This window comes from Niallia sp. (genome assembly GCF_031978665.1).
GTDB lineage: Bacteria > Bacillota > Bacilli > Bacillales > Cytobacillaceae > Niallia.
This window is the reverse complement of record NZ_DALZDK010000001.1, coordinates 124,171-141,285: the sequence shown is the minus strand read 5'-3', so window position 1 is coordinate 141,285 and position 17,115 is coordinate 124,171. Positions and strand designations below refer to the sequence as shown.

Genomic DNA, 17,115 nt, shown 5'->3' with positions numbered 1-17,115 from the left:
CCCTTACACTCCTCTCTTTATCTATACTCTTTTGGCATTTCTTCCTTCCGTAATACGCGCAAAACTCCTTCTGCTAATGATTGTCGCTCGTTTTCACCTGGATATACCATTATATCTGCAATCCAATTAACACGTTCCATAATTAATTTTACAAATTCGTTACTAAATGCAAGTTCTCCTGTTAAGATAATCGCATCAACTTTTCCGAATAGCACCACACTTGCACTGCCAATTTCCTTTGCAACTTGATATGCTAGAGCTTCAAAAATCGGATAATTGGGATTATCGACTTTTATCAGTTCTTCTCTTATATTTAAGGAACCTCTACTCGGTTTATCAAGGTAAGCCATCACCCCTGCATGATACAATAACTGATGCTTCATTTCTTCATAAGTGAATTTCCCGGAATAGCATAAGTCCACTAAATCACCATGAGGCAGTGTACCAGACCTTTCCAGACTAAAGGGCCCTTCCCCATTCAATCCATTATTAACATCGATTACTTTTCCGTTCGAATGTGCACCAATTGTAATTCCATCTCCAAGATGAGCAATGATTAATTGAACATCCTCATACTTTTTGCCAAGTTCCATCGCCGCTCGCCTTCCAGTTGCTTTATGATTAAGGGCATGAAAAACACTTTTCCTTGTAATTTTTGGATAACCAGAAATCTTGGCGATATTAGCCATTTCATCTACGACAACTGGATCAACTATATAGGAAGGGATCTCGAAATGCTCGGCAATTTCATAAGAGATGAGCGCTCCTAAGTTAGAAGGATGCTCCCCCCTTGTTTGTTTAAGCAATTCTTTACGCATAGCAGCATTTACTTGATAGGTTCCACCATCGATTGGCTTAAGCAATCCCCCTCTTCCGCAAACAGCAGCTAATTTCGACAGGTTGATTCCTTTATTTACTAGATAGGACAAAATTTCATCTGATCTATACTTATATTGAGAAACAATGGAAGGGAATCCCGCCAATTTATCAGAATCATGGGGTAAATCGTCTATAATTAGTGGAACCTCGTTTTCATAGAGGGCAATTTCTGTTACCAATGACCTCGGGTTTATTACCAATATCCGAAATTTACTCATTTTAAAAACCTCTTATTAAAAATTAATTTAAGTCATACTTATCCAATTTATAATATAAATTGCGGACAGATAGCCCTAATGTTTTTGCTGTCAAGGTTTTGTTCCCGTCTAACTTCCTCAAGGTTTTTTCTATAATAACCTTCTCGTATTTTTCTATTAGCTCAGAAAGTGTTTGATTATCTTCATCCATTTCATCCTGCACGTCCATTTTCGACTTCTTATTCATTTGTGAAAGAACAAGATGCTCTGATTTAAGGATAGTATCCTCTTCTTTTGCTCTTATTACAGCTAGTTGTAAGATTGCCTTTAATTCTTGGACATTCGTAGAATAAGAATAAGCTTCTAATACTTTTTGGGCATCTAATTCAATCTCTTTTATCCATCTACCGCTTTCTTTATTCAGTTCTAAGAGAAAATGTTTTGCTAATGGATAAATATCCTCCTTACGTTCACTTAGAGGCGGTAAGTATATATGTGATTTCATTAGCTCGTCATAGAGTTCTTCTAAAAACACTCCTGCCATTAATGCTTTTTCTAGTTTGATAGTAGACGAAACAATAAGGCGAAGGGATGATTGTTTCTCTACCTTTGCATACTCTTTTACCATTTCTAGAAGCAGTGTTTGCTCTTCAATCGATAAACAAGTAACATTTTCTAAGTAAACCGTCCCTTTATAGTTGCCGCTATTTTTGTTTAAAAGCTTTATTAATTGTTCTCTGTTTCTCTTTGGATGTATACGCTTAAACAAATGAAACTTATTTCCACTCCAATTATGAATAGTATTTGCTAGCATAAACTTTCCAGTGCCTTCTTCCCCTCGAATAAATAGCACCCGTTTGCTAGCTCCTATTAGCTTTGCCTGCTCGAGTGCAAATTTCATGGAGGATGATTGATAAATAAAGTCCTCAAATTGGTAACTATGCTCTAACCCGCGTATAATCGATTTCGTTTGTTGTAATTCCCTTTTTAAATGAATTATTTCCGTATTATTGTTAATACTTTGCAGACAGCCTTTTAATATTCCATCTACAATAATTGGTGTACTTTTTATGACCAAACAGTGGGAGTCCGAATTTAACGAAATTTCCGCATCTCGTCTTGTTCGAAAGACTTCTTCTCTATTCTGGGCAATTAATTTCCGAGCTCTTTGCTGATCAAGGACAGAAAGCAACTCTTTATATGACGGATTTTGCATGATAATATGACCAAGTTCATCGACTACTGCAAATGCTTCTGCACTATTTTGCAAAACTAACGTTAGCAATACCTGAATATTGTTATCATCTAACCATTGTCTTTTTTGATTGGCTTCTTGTAATACCGCTACTGCACCAATTACTTGATTTCCCGTGTTTTTTAGCGGATATCGTGAAATTAACAGATAATCCTTATCAGAAATTGCAAATATTTTCTGTTCTTCTTTTCTTTTAGTATGTAATACTCTCATCATCCCACTAGTAGGAATAATCGATAAAATATGTTGATCTATTTGAAGAGGATATTGCTCCTGTATCATTCTTTCTGCACTTTTGTTGAAATAGCAGATGACTCCACGATTATCCACCAGAATAATCCCTTCCTTCATCTCATCAAATAGGGCATAAGAGGTTGTCTGTATAGTTCGATCAATCATTAGCACACTTCCTATCTGTTCATCCGTGCAATTTATTTCATATCTATACTATACCTATCTCCCTGTTATTATGCAATTTTTTTCCCATTTTCTTTTATTTCTGAAAAAAAGGATTATTCGAGTACTCTATCGGTTGCAATCTTATGGGCAAATGAGTTGGTGGAGGATAACTTATTACTTACTTATAATTGTCGCTATTTCGGGATCCATTAGGCTAATATTCTCAAATAAATAAAAAGGTTTTCCTCCCTCTCTCTAAAAATAGAAGATAGGTGGAAAACCATCATTGTTTAAGATAGCGTTAATACTTCCCGCGCAAGAATTGGTTCATCTGTAATAATTGCTGAGATTCCTTCGTTCATTAGTGCTCTCATCGTTTTAGGATTATTCACTGTATATGCTCTAACTTTGATATTTTTATCTTTTGAGGATTTGATTATCTCATGGCTAATCCGTTTATAATTTGGATGAAACCCTTTGGCACCTATAGCATTGGCATATATCCAAGGCTGATATATTCCATCTGACAACAAAGGTGCTGTTTCAATTTCAGGTGCTATTCGATAACTATGTACGAGGCTATAATGATTAAAAGAGGAAAAGATTATCCTGTTTTCAAAACCGTATTTACGGATTAGCTCAATTGTTTTTTCTTCCATTCCTTTATAAGTAATCTTATTATTTTTCATTTCAATATTACATGTTATTGTATTGTGCTCCATCCAATCAAATAACTCGATTAAAGTGGGAACAGCTTCTTTTTCAATATGCTTAAATCGATGTCCTGCATTTAATGATCTTAGCTCTTTATAACTTAATTCTTGCACATACCCTAATCCATTTGTTGTTCGATCTACTTTTTCGTCATGAATAATAACAATTTCCCCATCTCTGGTCATTTGAATATCAATTTCTATTCCATCTGCCTTTGCTTTTGCCGCTTCTTCAAAAGCTTTCATGGTGTTCTCTGGATATTGAGCAGAAAAACCTCGATGTGCAAATATTTTCGTCATGTAAAATCACTTCCTTATGTAGAACTCTTTAACTATTGCAAAATAAATGATGAAAAAAAACAGGCTCTAACATAAGTCAGAGCCTGTATCGGTTTTTGTTAAATTAGTTTTTTACTACGTTAGCAGCTTGAGGTCCGCGTTGACCTTCTTCTATGTCAAAAGAAACTTCTTGACCTTCATCTAATGTTTTGAAACCTTCTGTTTGAATAGCACTGAAATGTACGAATACATCTTGTCCTTCAGCAGTTTCGATGAAACCGAATCCTTTTTCTGCGTTAAACCATTTTACTTTACCTGTAGCCATTTCTTGTTTCCTCCTATGTGCTTTATGCACAAATGTATTACTATCCTTGCTCGTAGTAAAAAATAAAGAAATATGTAAATCTCAACTATTTTCTAGAGAACAAAAATAAGTCTCCTTAATAGTAACAGGTTAATCCTCAGAAAGCAAATCTTTAGGTGAAAATTTTTCAATTTTTTAAAATAAATTCCTTATTATGGATTTTACTCACTGACTACTTTTTACAATATCTTTTTCCCCTATTAAAAATTCCAATACTTGTCTGTCTTTAGTCAGTTATTGACAATGAGTAAAAAAGATTGATTTACTTGAAGAATAAGGCATAACAAAACGAAGATAAGATAATCCTTGTTTTGTTATGCTTTAAAATCCCTACCCCTCTCAAGAAGCCTTATGCTCAAGTCTTAACTTATCTGCCACAATCGCGATAAATTCTGAGTTAGTCGGTTTTGCTTTGGACATGCTGACAGTATAGCCGAAAAGGGATGAAATAGAATCAATATTCCCTCTGCTCCACGCTACTTCAATGGCATGACGAATGGCACGCTCTACACGGCTAGCTGTTGTGTTAAATTTTTTGGCGATATCTGGATATAACACTTTTGTAATTGATCCCAATAATTCGATATCGTTATAAACCATTGAAATCGCTTCCCGTAAATAAAGGTAACCTTTAATATGAGCTGGTACGCCAATCTCATGAATGATACTCGTAATGCTCGCATCCAAATTCTTTGTTTTTGGTTCCTGTTGTGTTTTGAAAGAAGTAGAGGATTTTCGAACAAAGCCAGTTGTTTTACCACTTACTTGACGAATATGACTGGCTAAATATTCCATGTCAAAGGGTTTTAAAATAAAGTAAGAAGCACCTAACTCAACAGCTTTTTTCGTGACATCTTCCTGACCAAAGGCTGTTAGCATAATAACATTAGGCATTTTTTTATTCATTTGGCGCATTCTCTCCAATACTGCTAATCCATCAAGATGAGGCATAATGATATCAAGCACCATCACATCTGGTTCTAGTTGTTCGATTAATTCCAGACATTCTTGCCCATTATGCGCAACTCCGATTACTTCCATATCATCCTGAGCATCTATATACTCTTCCAATAAGCCTACTAGTTCTCGATTATCATCAACAATACAAACTTTTATTTTCTTCAACGGTTGTTTCCTCCCTTAAGTCCCAATGTCTCTAGTTTATCTATATTTTTATTCTAAAGGACAATTTCGACAAAGCAACAAAAAATCCTTTGATTTTATAAAAAAAACTTAAAAAATAGGAAAAACCCTATTAATTCTCTTATTTTCTCACGTTTTCGACCGATTTCGATATATTTCATCTTTTTGTCGAAAAATCTTTATCTTTATTATACCCCACTTATCAGCTATTAAAAAGAATAGAACCCAAATTAACTTCCATATACCCAAACACTTCATTTTTTGGAAGAAAAAATTATGACTTTTTTATGAATATATTCTTGTTGGGATGTTGCCTTATACGGTATTATTAAAGTTGGACAAAAGAAGCGATTTTTTTTGTTCCATATTATCTGTTAAAAGCAGATAAACACCTAGCACAAGCTCTTACCAGCGAAACAGTTATTGTGCTTTTATAATTTGTTCAATGATAGAAAGGATTTTTTTATGGAGAATGTCACAAATGAAGTAAAACCTACTTATAAAATACTGTGGAAGCTAACTAGACCTCATACATTAACAGCTTCCTTTGTACCAGTTTCCATCGGTACGGTTTTATCTTTCCCTTATGCCTCAACACAATGGGGTTTATTTTTTGCCATGATGTTTGCTTGTTTGATTATTCAAATAGCAACCAATTTATTTAATGAGTACTATGACTATGTAAGAGGTATTGATACTGTCGATTCAGTAGGAATTGGCGGGGCCATTGTTCATCATGGAATGAAACCGAAATTGGTATTAAATATGGCTATTAGCCTATATATTATTGCATTACTTTTAGGTATATATATTTGTTCCAATACTAGTTGGTGGATTGCCCTAGTCGGTTTACTTGGGATGGCGATAGGATATCTATATACTGGTGGTCCCCTTCCCATTGCTTATACACCATTTGGAGAAGTATTTTCTGGGATTTGTATGGGATGTATTTTTATCCTTATTTCCTTCTACATTCAAACTGGTGTGATTAATCAAGAGAGCATTCTTATTTCTGTACCAATCGCGATTCTTATTGGTGCGATTAATTTATCGAATAATATTAGGGATATTGAAGAGGATACTTTGGGTGGCAGAAAAACAATCGCCATTCTTATCGGCTTTAACAAAGCTGTTAATCTACTTGCGGCATTATTTATTTCATCTTATCTATGGGTCATTGTCTTCGTAGCTTTCGGTATATTCAGTCCATGGCTCCTAATCGTATTGCTAAGCTTCAAGAAGCCACTAGAAGCAATTCAAGGCTTTAAAGGAGATCGAAGCCAAACACCGATTGCCATGAAAAATACAGGATTGACAAATACGATGTTTGGATTATTTATCACAGTTGGTTATTTGTTAGATTTTATCATGCAAAATATGTAAAAATCTTTTCCATACAATGTATCATGTAAAAGGATGTCGATATATCCTTTTACATGATACGTTTTTATTTTATGACGCTTTTTGCCCTTTTTCGTATATATCAATTCCTGCCTCATTTAACATCCATTCGATATGAACGCCATATCCACTTGTCGGATCATTTACAAAGACATGGGTGACTGCTCCTATTACTTTGCCATCTTGAATAATTGGGCTTCCGCTCATCCCTTGGACTATGCCACCCGTTTTCCTTAATAATTCTTTATCCGTTACTTTAATAACTAATCCTTTCGTAGCAGGATATTTTTGCGGAACAGAGCTTACCACTTCTATATCAAATAGCTTCACCTGATCATTATCAACGACCGTTAGTATTTGTGCAGGTCCTTCTTTTACTTGGTCAGATAATGTAATCGGCATCGGCTTATCCATTATTCCATTTTTGATTTCTTTATTTAATTCGCCAAATATACCAAAAGGACTATTCGTTTTAATGTCCCCAATCACTTCTTTATCTTCTGAAAATCTTGCTAATTTTTCTCCTGGATTTCCATTGCTCCCTTTTTCAATACTTGTTACGGTAGAACGTAGTACTTCTCCATCGTCCACAACAATTGGTTTTTTTGTATCCATATCTGATATTACATGGCCTAAAGCTCCATATTTCATGGAATCAGGGTGATAAAAGGTCATTGTGCCAATTCCAGCTGCAGAATCTCTTATATATAGCCCTAATTTAAAGGTATTGTCCCCTTTTTCTTTAAGTGGCATTAACTTTGTTTTAAACTCTTCCTTCTCTCTTTTAACTGTTATATCTAATGGTTTATTTTCCTCGCCTGCTTTTTGAACAAAAGGTGCTACATCTGCCATTTTTTCGATTTTCTTGCCATTTATTTCAACTATCATATCGCCAACTTTAATCCCTGCTTTTTCACCAGGTGATTGTTTTGCTTCTTCTGTATTAACCTGGTGATGCCCAACCACCAGTACGCCAACTGTATTTAGTTTTACCCCAATGGACTGGCCACCAGGAATTACTTTAAAGTCTTTTAAAACATTCACATCCACTTTTTTTATCGGAAAACCAGCAAGCTCCAGCATCATCTCTTCTTTCCCACTTACTTTTCCTTGCAAAGAAAGTTTTCCTTTTTCCTGACTTAATGCAACAACCGAATCTTCGTCTGCTACATTAGCTGTCACAGGAATCGCCTCACTATTGTTGATTTCCATCGTTTGGCCTTCAAACAATGTAACGCTTTTTGGGATATGAAGATATTCTTGAAAGGATTGATTACATACTAAAGATATTAATGAAACAAGGAGAATCCCACCAATTATTTTTCTAAGGATATCACTTTTCAATTCTCTTCACTCTCCTCGCTTCTTTTCACCACAACTTCTTCGGCTACATTTATAACTTTGCCTGTAACGGCATCATTTATAACTGTTAAAAATTTTAAATACCTACCCATATTGGATAACTTTGTTAAATAAGATAATTGGACAACTTCTTATGAAAAGCGTAATTGTCTTGACAACGGAAACGAATAGCAATCGCTTTTTATGTTTATTGACATACATAAGTTTGCTATGTGTTTGGATGTTTGCACTAGACAAAATCGACTTCAGCTACTTTCTTAAACTGTAATAAAGAATAAAATAAACCTCTGCACATATACAGAGGTTTTACGTGTCTATATTTTATTCTTGGCTTTTTGCGCTAATTTTAACAGTTCTTTTGCATGTTTTTTTGTTAGTTCAGTGATTTCTGCACCTGAAATCATTCGTCCAATCTCTCTTATCTTTTCTTGCTGTGCTAAAGGAGTAACAGAAGTAGAGGTTCTACCGTCTTCAATTTTTTTTGCAATAAATAAATGAGTGTCTGCCATTGCAGCTACTTGTGGTAAGTGGGAAATGCAAAGCACTTGCGAATCAACTGAAACATGATGAATCTTTTCGGCAATTGCCTGTGCCACTCTTCCGCTTACACCAGTATCTACTTCATCAAATATAATGGATGTCACTCCTTGATGCTTTGAGAAAATGCTCTTTAATGCAAGCATCATTCTCGATAGCTCTCCACCGGACACGATTTTCGATAATGGCTTTAGTGGTTCACCTGGATTAGTGGAAATATAGAATTCCACTTCGTCAATACCTTTTTTCGTGACATTATTCTCATCAGCATGAATTCTTACTTCAAAAATTGTTTTTTCCATGTATAGCTCTTTTAATTCTTGATGAATACTATCAGTTAAACGCACTGCAGCTTTTCTTCTTAAAGCATTCAATTCTTTTGCTTCTACTAAAAGATCTTTTTTCAAAGAAGCTAATTCCTTCTCTAATAAATCAATATGCGTTTCCTTGTTTTGTAATGTTTCTAATTCTTCTTCAATTTTAGCAGCATACTCCAAAATCTCTGCTACCGTTTTTCCGTATTTTCGCTTTAATGTGTTGATTTCATTTAGTCTAGTTTCGATCTCATTTAATCTTTCTGGGTCATATTCTAAGTAATCTAAAGCACTTCGCATCTGCCTTGCAATATCTTCTAAGATATAATAACTATTGGAGACAGATTCAGCCATCCCTTTATACTCTGTATCCAGACTAGCGGCTTCTTCCATATTGCCCATTACTTCACCAAGCCAATCCAGTCCCTTTTGTTCACCTTTAAGGGCTGTATAGCCTGTCTGAATGCTATCGTATATTTTTTCAAAATTACTTAACTTCTTTTTTTCTTCCAATAGCTCTTCATCTTCATTTAGTTTTAAATGAGCACTCTCAATTTCATTATACTGAAATTGCAATAAATCAAGTCTTTGCGCCATCTGTTGCTCATTTTCCGTTAAATTCATTAATTTCTTTTGTGTTTGCGTATAAGAGCGGTAAATTTCTTCATACTCTTCGAAAACGGGAGCTAATTCTTCCATTGCAAATGTATCTAGTAATTGTAAATGCCTCGTTTCGTCCATTAACTCTTGATGTTCATGTTGTCCATGAATATCAATTAGCGTTGAACCAATTTCTCTCAATAACGAAATGGTAATTAGTTTACCATTAATGCGACAAACACTTTTACCAGACAAAGCTATATCTCTTCTTAATACAATTGTGCCTTCGTCTATATCTATTCCAAATTCATTCATTTTTCGAAAACATGGATGGCCTTCTTCAATATAGAATAATCCTTCAATTTCCGCTTTTTCTTCCCCGTGACGAACAAATTCAGCAGAACCTCGTCCACCAACTAATAAATTGATAGCATCAATAATAATGGACTTACCTGCACCTGTTTCCCCACTTAATACAGTAAGTCCTTTTTTAAAGGATATGGATAGGCTATCGATGATTGCAAAATTTTTAATCGATAATTCACTTAGCAATTAATGTCCCCCCATTTTAAAGCATATCAAGAAAACGATCACTAATTTTCTTACCATCTACTGCAGTGCGACAAATAATAAGACATGTATCATCCCCACAAATTGTTCCTAGGATTTCATCCCAGTCTAGATTATCAATTAATGCCCCAATTGCTTGTGCATTACCTGGCAAGGTTTTTAGGACAAGTAAATTTTCAGCTGAGTCGATTTTTACAAAGGAATCCATTAGCATTCTTTTCAATTTTTGCAACGGATTAAAGCGTTGGTCAGCAGGTAAGCTATATTTATATCTACCATCCTGAAGTGGAACTTTAACTAAATGCAGTTCCTTAATATCTCTTGATACAGTAGCTTGCGTAACATTATAACCAGCACTTTTCAGTTCATCTACTAATTCGTCTTGTGTTTCTATATCATTATTCGCTATGATTTCTCTTATTTTTATATGCCTTTGACCCTTATTCATATTTTCCATCCTTTATAGTCATTATCATTTATATTTAATTGATTATGTATCATTGTTTTTTTACAGCTTATCCAAAGTATTGGTTTCCTTTTATTCGTTCATTCGATTTTTTTTGACATTTTCCATTTATCTTATTTTACCGTGTTTGTTCGCCTTTTTACAAGAACAAAGAAAAACAAATTACTTTTCCAGCCTCTTTTAGATCGGCCGTTTTCATATAGTTTGTTGCTAATACACACACCAAAAAGGGTATGTCTAAATAAAAGAATAATCTACTAGCATCATTGTACTAATAGTTCTCTTTATGTAGACAAACCCTTTTACAATCGCACTTATTCGTCGGTTTCTTTTTTCGCTTTCAATTCGGAATGTGCCGCTTCCACCGTCTCTTTTATTTGATAAAAATGCTCTGAATGTTCCTGACGTTCATCCCAATATAGATGAAGCAAAAATTCAATATTTCCATCTCCACCTGTTATTGGAGAAAAAGACAGGTTTTTAACGAGATATCCCTCTTTTATAGAAAATTCGATAATCGTTTCTAATACTGATTCATGAACTTTTCGATCTCTGACAATTCCTTTTTTCCCAACCTGATCTCTACCTGCTTCAAATTGCGGTTTCACTAAAGCAATGACATCACTGCCTGATACTAACAGTGTTTTTAACACCGGTAAAATGAGCTTTAAGGATATAAACGAAACATCAATAGACGCTATATTAGGCATTTCTCCTCTTAAATCAGCAGGCGTTACATAACGAAAATTAGTTCTTTCCATTACAATTACACGCTCATCTTGTCTAAGCTTCCACGCTAATTGATTATAGCCAACATCTAAAGCATATGATTGCTTTGCACCATTTTGCAAGGCACAATCAGTAAATCCTCCCGTAGAAGAACCAATATCAAGTAATACCTTATCCTTCACATTAACATCAAATACTTTTATTGCCTTTTCAAGCTTTAAGCCACCTCTTGAAACATACTGCAGCGTTTTGCCTTTTACCGTCAACTTTGAATCTGCACTTATTTTTTCACCAGGTTTATCTAGTCTATTCTCCTCACAGTAAACAATACCAGCCATGACAGCTCGTTTTGCCTTTTCCCTTGTCTCGAATAAGCCTTGTTCTACTAATAATACATCAATTCTTTCTTTCTTCATGAATGCTCTAAGCCCTCTTTTGTTTTTTTCTTGCAATAGATAGAATTCTTTTTACAACTTCCTCTTTATTTAAATTAATTTCATTTAATAAAGAGTCTACGTCACCATGCTCGATAAATTCATCTGGAATACCCATACGATCGATTACATTTGCTCCATATCCATGATCGTGTGCATATTCTAAACAATAGCTTCCGAATCCACCTTGCAGAACTGCTTCTTCAATCGTTAAAATTGGTATTTGTTTTTGCAATAATTCAGAAAGCATGTTTTCATCTAATGGCTTAATGAATCTCGCATTTACTACTTTCACATGTACTCCCTGAGATTCGAGCAGTTCAGCTGCTTCCATCGCCATCTCTATCGTCGTTCCAAATGTAAGGATCGCTGCATCCGTACCCTCTTTAAGCACTTCCCATGTACCGATTGGAATTGTTTTCAAAGTAGAATCGAGCTCAACTCCTATTCCATTTCCACGAGGATAGCGCATTGCAATTGGTCCAGCATTGTGCTGAATCGCTGTATTCACCATATGCTGTCCCTCATTCTCATCCTTTGGCATCATTAAGACTAAGTTTGGCATATGACGTAAGAATGCGATATCATAAATACCTTGATGCGTTTCCCCGTCAGCTCCCACTAAGCCTGCCCGATCAATCCCAATAAAAACATTTAAATTTTGACGGCAAACATCATGAAGCATTTGATCATATGCCCTTTGCAAAAAGGTAGAATAGATTGCTAAAAACGGCTTCATCTGTTGAGTCGCAAGTCCAGCAGCTACTGTAACAGCATGCTGTTCTGCTATTCCAACATCGAGCATTCGATCCGGAAATTCTTTTGCAAAGGCCTCTAATTTGGAACCAACTGGCATTGCAGGAGTTACAGCAACGATTCGTTCATCGTTTCTTGCCAATTTCAAAACTGTGTCACTTACTAGCTTACTCCAAGCAGGTGCAGTAATAGTTGGTTTTACAAAATCTCCTGTTTCAATCTTATATGGTCCAGTTCCATGCCAGGTTCCAATTTTATCCTTTTCAGCAGGAGAAAATCCTTTTCCTTTTTTCGTAATTACATGCAATAACACTGGTCCTGAAGTTTTCTTTGCATAATTTAATTGTTCAAATAAGTCATCGAAATCATGTCCATCAACTGGGCCTAAATAAGTAAATCCTAATTCTTCAAAAAACACTCCGGACACTAATAAATATTTAAGGCTATCCTTAATTCTTTCTGCAGTCGCGGCCATCTTTCCACCTACAGCCGGAATTTTCTTTAATAGCATTTCTAATTCATCTTTTACCCATTGGTATTTACCAGCAGTTCTTAATCTGCCCAATACTTGGTGAAGCGCCCCTACATTTGGTGCAATCGACATTTCATTATCATTAAGTATGACGATCATGTTTTTCTTTTCATCACCGATATGGTTTAATGCCTCTAGGGCCATTCCACCTGTTAATGCCCCATCCCCAATAATCGGAATGATATAAGAATCTTCCTTCTTAATATCCCTTGCTACTGCCATCCCCATTGCAGCAGATAAAGAAGTAGAGCTATGACCTGTTTCCCATACGTCATGCTCACTTTCATTCATTTTCGGAAAACCACTTAAACCCTTGTATTGTCTAAGTGTATCAAAATCTTTAGCACGACCAGTTAAAATTTTGTGTACATAGGATTGATGACCTACATCCCAAAGAAATTTATCCTTTGGGCTATCAAAGCATTTATGAAGAGCAATTGTTAATTCTACTACTCCTAAGTTGGGACCAATATGACCGCCAGTCAGAGAAAGTTTATTAATTAAAAAGTGACGGATTTCTTCACTAAGGCCTTTAAGTTCCTCGTTAGATAATCCTTTTAAAAATGCTGGATTTTCAATTGACATTAAATCCATTAGGTAACAACTCACTTTCATTCAGTATATAACCAATATAGCAAGAAATTAATACGACTAAATTGGTATATCTTCCTTCCATTTATCCATTTTTTTGCCTAAGATTGTATTTTATATTAGAATACCTTATTTTTAGAAAAAAACCTAATTTATTCTTGCAATAAGTATGTATTATACCATTCCTTCATACATAATAGTAGTTATTCTACATAGTTAGAGCACAAGGTAGCTTAGCGCTTAAAATAAGGATGCCTCATAGTGGAACAGCACTACTATACATTTTAAATGTTTCCTTTTATAAAATGCATGAGTCCTGTCAAATATGCTTGAGACACCCTGATATATTACTAAGTTTTCTTATACATCTACATATATATACCTTCCGCAAACAGGCTTTTAAACGTTTTAATGAGATATGATTAATTATTTCTATCCGCTATTAAATCTGTAATCGCTTCTAGGAGTGCGCTATCTAAATGTAAACCGGCAAGATGATCTTTTGCTTGCTTGATATGTACATCTAATTCTCTTTTTGCACCATCCATTGTTAGTATTTTCGGATAGGTGCTTTTGTCGTTATCCATATCACTGCCGACTGGTTTACCAATAATAGCTTCATCCCCTTCTAAATCTAAAATATCATCTCTAATTTGGAAGGCTAATCCTAAATGATAAGCAAATTGTTTTAACGTCTTTATTTCAGTACTTGTAGCACCTGCTAATATGGCCCCAATTGTGATACTTACTTCCAATAGTTTTCCTGTCTTATGCAAATGTATCTGCTCAAGTTCCCGTTGATTTAAGACTTTATTTTCCCCTTCTATATCAGCAACCTGTCCACCAACCATTCCCTCAGCTCCAGCTGCTTCTGCTAAAAGGCTAATAGTAGTAATAATTATTTCAGCAGGAATATTTTGCTCCGTCATATTTGTCATTAATTGAAAGCTGTATGTAAGGAGTGCATCGCCTGCTAGAATTGCTGTCGCCTCTCCGTATACTTTATGATTTGTTGGGAGTCCTCTTCGTAAATCATCATCGTCCATACTTGGCAAATCATCATGGATTAAGGAGTATGTATGAATCATTTCGATTGCTGTTGCTGGTAATAGCCCTTTGAGCGGATCCTTTCCATACGCATGTATTGTTGCAAATAATAGAAGTGGTCGAATTCTTTTCCCACCAGCGTTTAGAGAGTAAAGCATGGAATCTTTTAAGTTAGTAGGAGCTCCAAGCGTTTCTACATTTTTCTTTAATTCCTCTTCTAATAGGTTCTTATACATTTCAGTAAATGCTGACAAAGAGATGTTATTCAAACGTTATTCCTCCTCAGCGATGGAAAAAGGTTGTTTTTTTCCATTCTCTAAAACCACTTCAGCTAATTGCTCTTCAACATTTTTTAATTTCTCATGACAATATTTAGAAAGCTCCATTCCTTTTTTATATGTATTAATTGCTTCTTCTAACGGAACGTCTCCCTCTTCTAGTTTTTCAACGATTCTTTCTAATTCTTCCATCGCTTCTTCAAAGGATGGTTTTTTTTCTGAATTGGTTGCCAAAATCTATCTCTCCTTTATCCTAATAATTTCTGCTTCTACCATACCATCCGCAAGATTTAATTCAATATGATCCTTAGGCTTAACTTGATTTATGCTGGCTATTAATTTTCCGCTATTATCATATGCTACATTATAGCCTCTTTCCATTATTTTCAATGGACTTAATGCATCCATCTTACCGATTTTCGAAAGAAAAGACTGTCTTTTTGTCTGGAGAATAAGCTCCGTATTGCGGATTAAATTTTTTTGTAAGCTAGCTAAATCTTGATTGGCTTTCTTTATATATTGATGAGGATGATTTCTTTCAAGCTGCTTTTGAATTAATTTCTGCTGATTATTTTTCTGCTCCAAAACTCTTTGAACATTGCGGATTAACAATTCTGTCTGCTTATCTAATTGCTCCATTTTTTGATCATATAATACCCTTGGATAACGAAAAGCATAGGAACGCTGGATTCTGTTTAGACGTAGCTTCTGCAATTCTACCTTTTCCTTTATCCCTCTAATTAATCGACTTTGCCTTGTTAAAATTCGCTCTACGAGTTCATCAATATGGGGTACTGCAAGCTCTGCTGCACCGGTTGGAGTTGGTGCACGCATATCGGCTACAAAATCAGCAATGGTAAAGTCTGTTTCATGACCAACAGCGGATATTACTGGAATTTTCGAAGTATAAATGGCTCTGGCAACGATTTCTTCGTTAAAAGCCCATAATTCCTCAATGGAACCGCCACCTCTACCTACAATGAGGACATCAATCATTGGAGAATTCTGCTTATTTGCTTGTTGAATAGCCTTTACAATGGAAGAAGCAGCCGTTTCTCCTTGAACTAACGCAGGATAAATCATAATTTTGGCAATTGGATAACGTCTTTTTATTGTCGTAATAATGTCTCTTATAGCAGCACCTGTAGGAGAGGTAATCACACCAATTGCTCTTGGATATTTAGGAATAGCTTGTTTACGTTCTGGATGAAACAGCCCTTCTTGTTCCAATTTCGCTTTCAGCTGTTCATACGCTAAATAAAGCTGCCCTATTCCGTCTGGCTGCATATCCACTACATACATTTGATATTGTCCGCTTGATTCATAAACAGTGATACTTGCTTTAATAAGTACTTTCATCCCATTTTCAGGCGTGAATTTCATTTGCTGATTATTACGAGCAAACATTACTGCTAAAATCCTAGCCTTTTCATCTTTTAAGGTAAAATACATGTGACCACTTGTATGCTGCTTAAAGTTCGAAATTTCTCCTTTGACCATGACCTCCTGCAAATGAGGATCTGCATCAAATTTTCTTTTTATGTATTTCGTCAAAGCATGTACCGTTAAATAACGTGATTCCATTTATAAAAACTCCTTATACAGGATGGAAAAAGGGGTGTAGTATCATACACCACATCCCTTTTTCATTCATGTTTATAGGTTATAGAAGGAAACAATTTAGGATGATATTAAATCTTATTTGCTAAATTGATGCAAACAAGATAAGCATTCACTTATTCTTACTTTTAATCAAACCATCGTTTCGCTCAATACTATTGATTATCTTTAATCTTAGATAGTACTCCGTTGACAAATCTACCAGATTGATCATCACCGTAAAGTTTAGCAATTTCAACCGCTTCATCAATTGCTACATTCACAGGTACATCATCTGCTTGGCCATACATAATTTCATACGTTGCAAGTCGGAGAACGTTGCGGTCTACATTTGCAATTCTTTCTATCGACCAATTTTCTAAGTATTGCTTTATTGTTTCATCAATAGAAACTTTATGGCTTAATACGCCATCCACTAATTTAGTAAGGTATAAATCGGATTTTTCTCCTTCTAAAACATGTTCTATTGCTGTTTCCTTCTCTATATCACTAATATCAATTTGAAATAGTGCCTGTAAGGCCTTTTCTCTGGCAGTTCTTCTTTTCATTATTTATGGCTCCTTTAAAATCCTTCCATAGGTTTAACAACCTATTTATCTATGCTACATGAATAATAGCATAAATAAAAACAAAACTCTATCTTACATGA

General features: G+C 35.1%; 15 protein-coding genes. 1 reads left to right on the top strand and 14 read right to left on the bottom strand.

Features of this window, described 5'->3' with window-relative positions:
- Nucleotides 1–17: 17 nt before the first annotated feature.
- From buk to spo0A, 5 genes are all read right to left on the bottom strand, one after another.
- Entirely contained in the window at nt 18–1,097 is a 1,080-nt protein-coding gene (gene buk / locus RTL21_RS00715) for a butyrate kinase (protein WP_312092297.1), read from the bottom strand.
- A 22-nt stretch (nt 1,098–1,119) separates the two neighbouring features.
- Complete coding sequence (locus RTL21_RS00710) at nt 1,120–2,730, bottom strand: AAA-type ATPase lid domain-containing protein (protein WP_312092295.1); 1,611 nt, start codon at nt 2,728–2,730, stop codon at nt 1,120–1,122.
- A gap of 290 nt (nt 2,731–3,020) precedes the next feature.
- Complete coding sequence (locus RTL21_RS00705) at nt 3,021–3,743, bottom strand: glycerophosphodiester phosphodiesterase (protein WP_312092293.1); 723 nt, start codon at nt 3,741–3,743, stop codon at nt 3,021–3,023.
- Between the two features lie 103 nt (nt 3,744–3,846).
- Nucleotides 3,847–4,047 carry a cold-shock protein gene (locus RTL21_RS00700; RefSeq protein ID WP_016203255.1) on the bottom strand — a complete coding sequence of 67 codons (201 nt, stop codon included), beginning with the start codon at nt 4,045–4,047 and terminating at the stop codon, nt 3,847–3,849.
- Nucleotides 4,048–4,425: 378 nt separating this feature from the next.
- On the bottom strand, nt 4,426–5,211 hold the full coding sequence (spo0A, locus tag RTL21_RS00695) for a sporulation transcription factor Spo0A (RefSeq protein ID WP_312092288.1): 786 nt from the start codon (nt 5,209–5,211) through the stop codon (nt 4,426–4,428).
- Between the two features lie 483 nt (nt 5,212–5,694).
- Here spo0A and RTL21_RS00690 point away from each other — a divergent pair, with 483 nt between their 5' ends.
- Entirely contained in the window at nt 5,695–6,612 is a 918-nt protein-coding gene (locus RTL21_RS00690; RefSeq protein WP_312092286.1) for a 1,4-dihydroxy-2-naphthoate polyprenyltransferase, read from the top strand.
- A 69-nt stretch (nt 6,613–6,681) separates the two neighbouring features.
- On the opposite strand, the gene spoIVB is transcribed toward RTL21_RS00690, so the two are convergent.
- The 9 genes from spoIVB to nusB all read right to left on the bottom strand — a co-directional run bounded on the left by spoIVB (nt 6,682) and on the right by nusB (nt 17,014).
- Nucleotides 6,682–7,974, bottom strand: coding sequence for a SpoIVB peptidase (spoIVB, locus tag RTL21_RS00685; RefSeq protein ID WP_312092284.1), 1,293 nt, complete (start codon nt 7,972–7,974; stop codon nt 6,682–6,684).
- A gap of 332 nt (nt 7,975–8,306) precedes the next feature.
- Nucleotides 8,307–9,995, bottom strand: coding sequence for a DNA repair protein RecN (gene recN, locus RTL21_RS00680; RefSeq protein WP_312092283.1), 1,689 nt, complete (start codon nt 9,993–9,995; stop codon nt 8,307–8,309).
- A 16-nt stretch (nt 9,996–10,011) separates the two neighbouring features.
- The gene (ahrC, locus tag RTL21_RS00675) at nt 10,012–10,461 is read right to left on the bottom strand and encodes a transcriptional regulator AhrC/ArgR (protein ID WP_312092281.1); all 450 of its coding nucleotides are present in this window, start codon (nt 10,459–10,461) and stop codon (nt 10,012–10,014) included.
- Nucleotides 10,462–10,793: 332 nt separating this feature from the next.
- Entirely contained in the window at nt 10,794–11,624 is an 831-nt protein-coding gene (locus tag RTL21_RS00670) for a TlyA family RNA methyltransferase (protein ID WP_312092279.1), read from the bottom strand.
- 7 nt (nt 11,625–11,631) lie between these two features.
- Complete coding sequence (dxs, locus tag RTL21_RS00665; RefSeq protein WP_312092277.1) at nt 11,632–13,524, bottom strand: 1-deoxy-D-xylulose-5-phosphate synthase; 1,893 nt, start codon at nt 13,522–13,524, stop codon at nt 11,632–11,634.
- A 419-nt stretch (nt 13,525–13,943) separates the two neighbouring features.
- Nucleotides 13,944–14,837 carry a polyprenyl synthetase family protein gene (locus RTL21_RS00660; RefSeq protein WP_312092275.1) on the bottom strand — a complete coding sequence of 298 codons (894 nt, stop codon included), beginning with the start codon at nt 14,835–14,837 and terminating at the stop codon, nt 13,944–13,946.
- Nucleotides 14,838–14,840: 3 nt separating this feature from the next.
- On the bottom strand, nt 14,841–15,080 hold the full coding sequence (xseB, locus tag RTL21_RS00655; protein WP_312092273.1) for an exodeoxyribonuclease VII small subunit: 240 nt from the start codon (nt 15,078–15,080) through the stop codon (nt 14,841–14,843).
- 3 nt (nt 15,081–15,083) lie between these two features.
- Nucleotides 15,084–16,430 carry an exodeoxyribonuclease VII large subunit gene (xseA, locus tag RTL21_RS00650; RefSeq protein WP_312092272.1) on the bottom strand — a complete coding sequence of 449 codons (1,347 nt, stop codon included), beginning with the start codon at nt 16,428–16,430 and terminating at the stop codon, nt 15,084–15,086.
- A 191-nt stretch (nt 16,431–16,621) separates the two neighbouring features.
- Nucleotides 16,622–17,014: a transcription antitermination factor NusB gene (nusB, locus tag RTL21_RS00645; protein ID WP_312092271.1), complete on the bottom strand. Its 393-nt coding sequence runs from the start codon at nt 17,012–17,014 to the stop codon at nt 16,622–16,624.
- Nucleotides 17,015–17,115: the final 101 nt, after the last annotated feature.

Bases quoted from the DNA above. Each gene is read 5' to 3' on its own strand.
- nusB (WP_312092271.1), bottom strand. From the start codon at position 17,014: ATGAAAAGAAGAACTGCCAGAGAAAAGGCCTTACAGGCACTATTTCAA.
- ahrC (WP_312092281.1), bottom strand. From the start codon at position 10,461: ATGAATAAGGGTCAAAGGCATATAAAAATAAGAGAAATCATAGCGAAT.
- buk (WP_312092297.1), bottom strand. From the start codon at position 1,097: ATGAGTAAATTTCGGATATTGGTAATAAACCCGAGGTCATTGGTAACA.
- xseA (WP_312092272.1), bottom strand. From the start codon at position 16,430: ATGGAATCACGTTATTTAACGGTACATGCTTTGACGAAATACATAAAA.
- dxs (WP_312092277.1), bottom strand. From the start codon at position 13,524: ATGGATTTAATGTCAATTGAAAATCCAGCATTTTTAAAAGGATTATCT.
- RTL21_RS00700 (WP_016203255.1), bottom strand. From the start codon at position 4,047: ATGGCTACAGGTAAAGTAAAATGGTTTAACGCAGAAAAAGGATTCGGT.
- RTL21_RS00690 (WP_312092286.1), top strand. From the start codon at position 5,695: ATGGAGAATGTCACAAATGAAGTAAAACCTACTTATAAAATACTGTGG.
- RTL21_RS00670 (WP_312092279.1), bottom strand. From the start codon at position 11,624: ATGAAGAAAGAAAGAATTGATGTATTATTAGTAGAACAAGGCTTATTC.
- RTL21_RS00705 (WP_312092293.1), bottom strand. From the start codon at position 3,743: ATGACGAAAATATTTGCACATCGAGGTTTTTCTGCTCAATATCCAGAG.
- RTL21_RS00710 (WP_312092295.1), bottom strand. From the start codon at position 2,730: ATGATTGATCGAACTATACAGACAACCTCTTATGCCCTATTTGATGAG.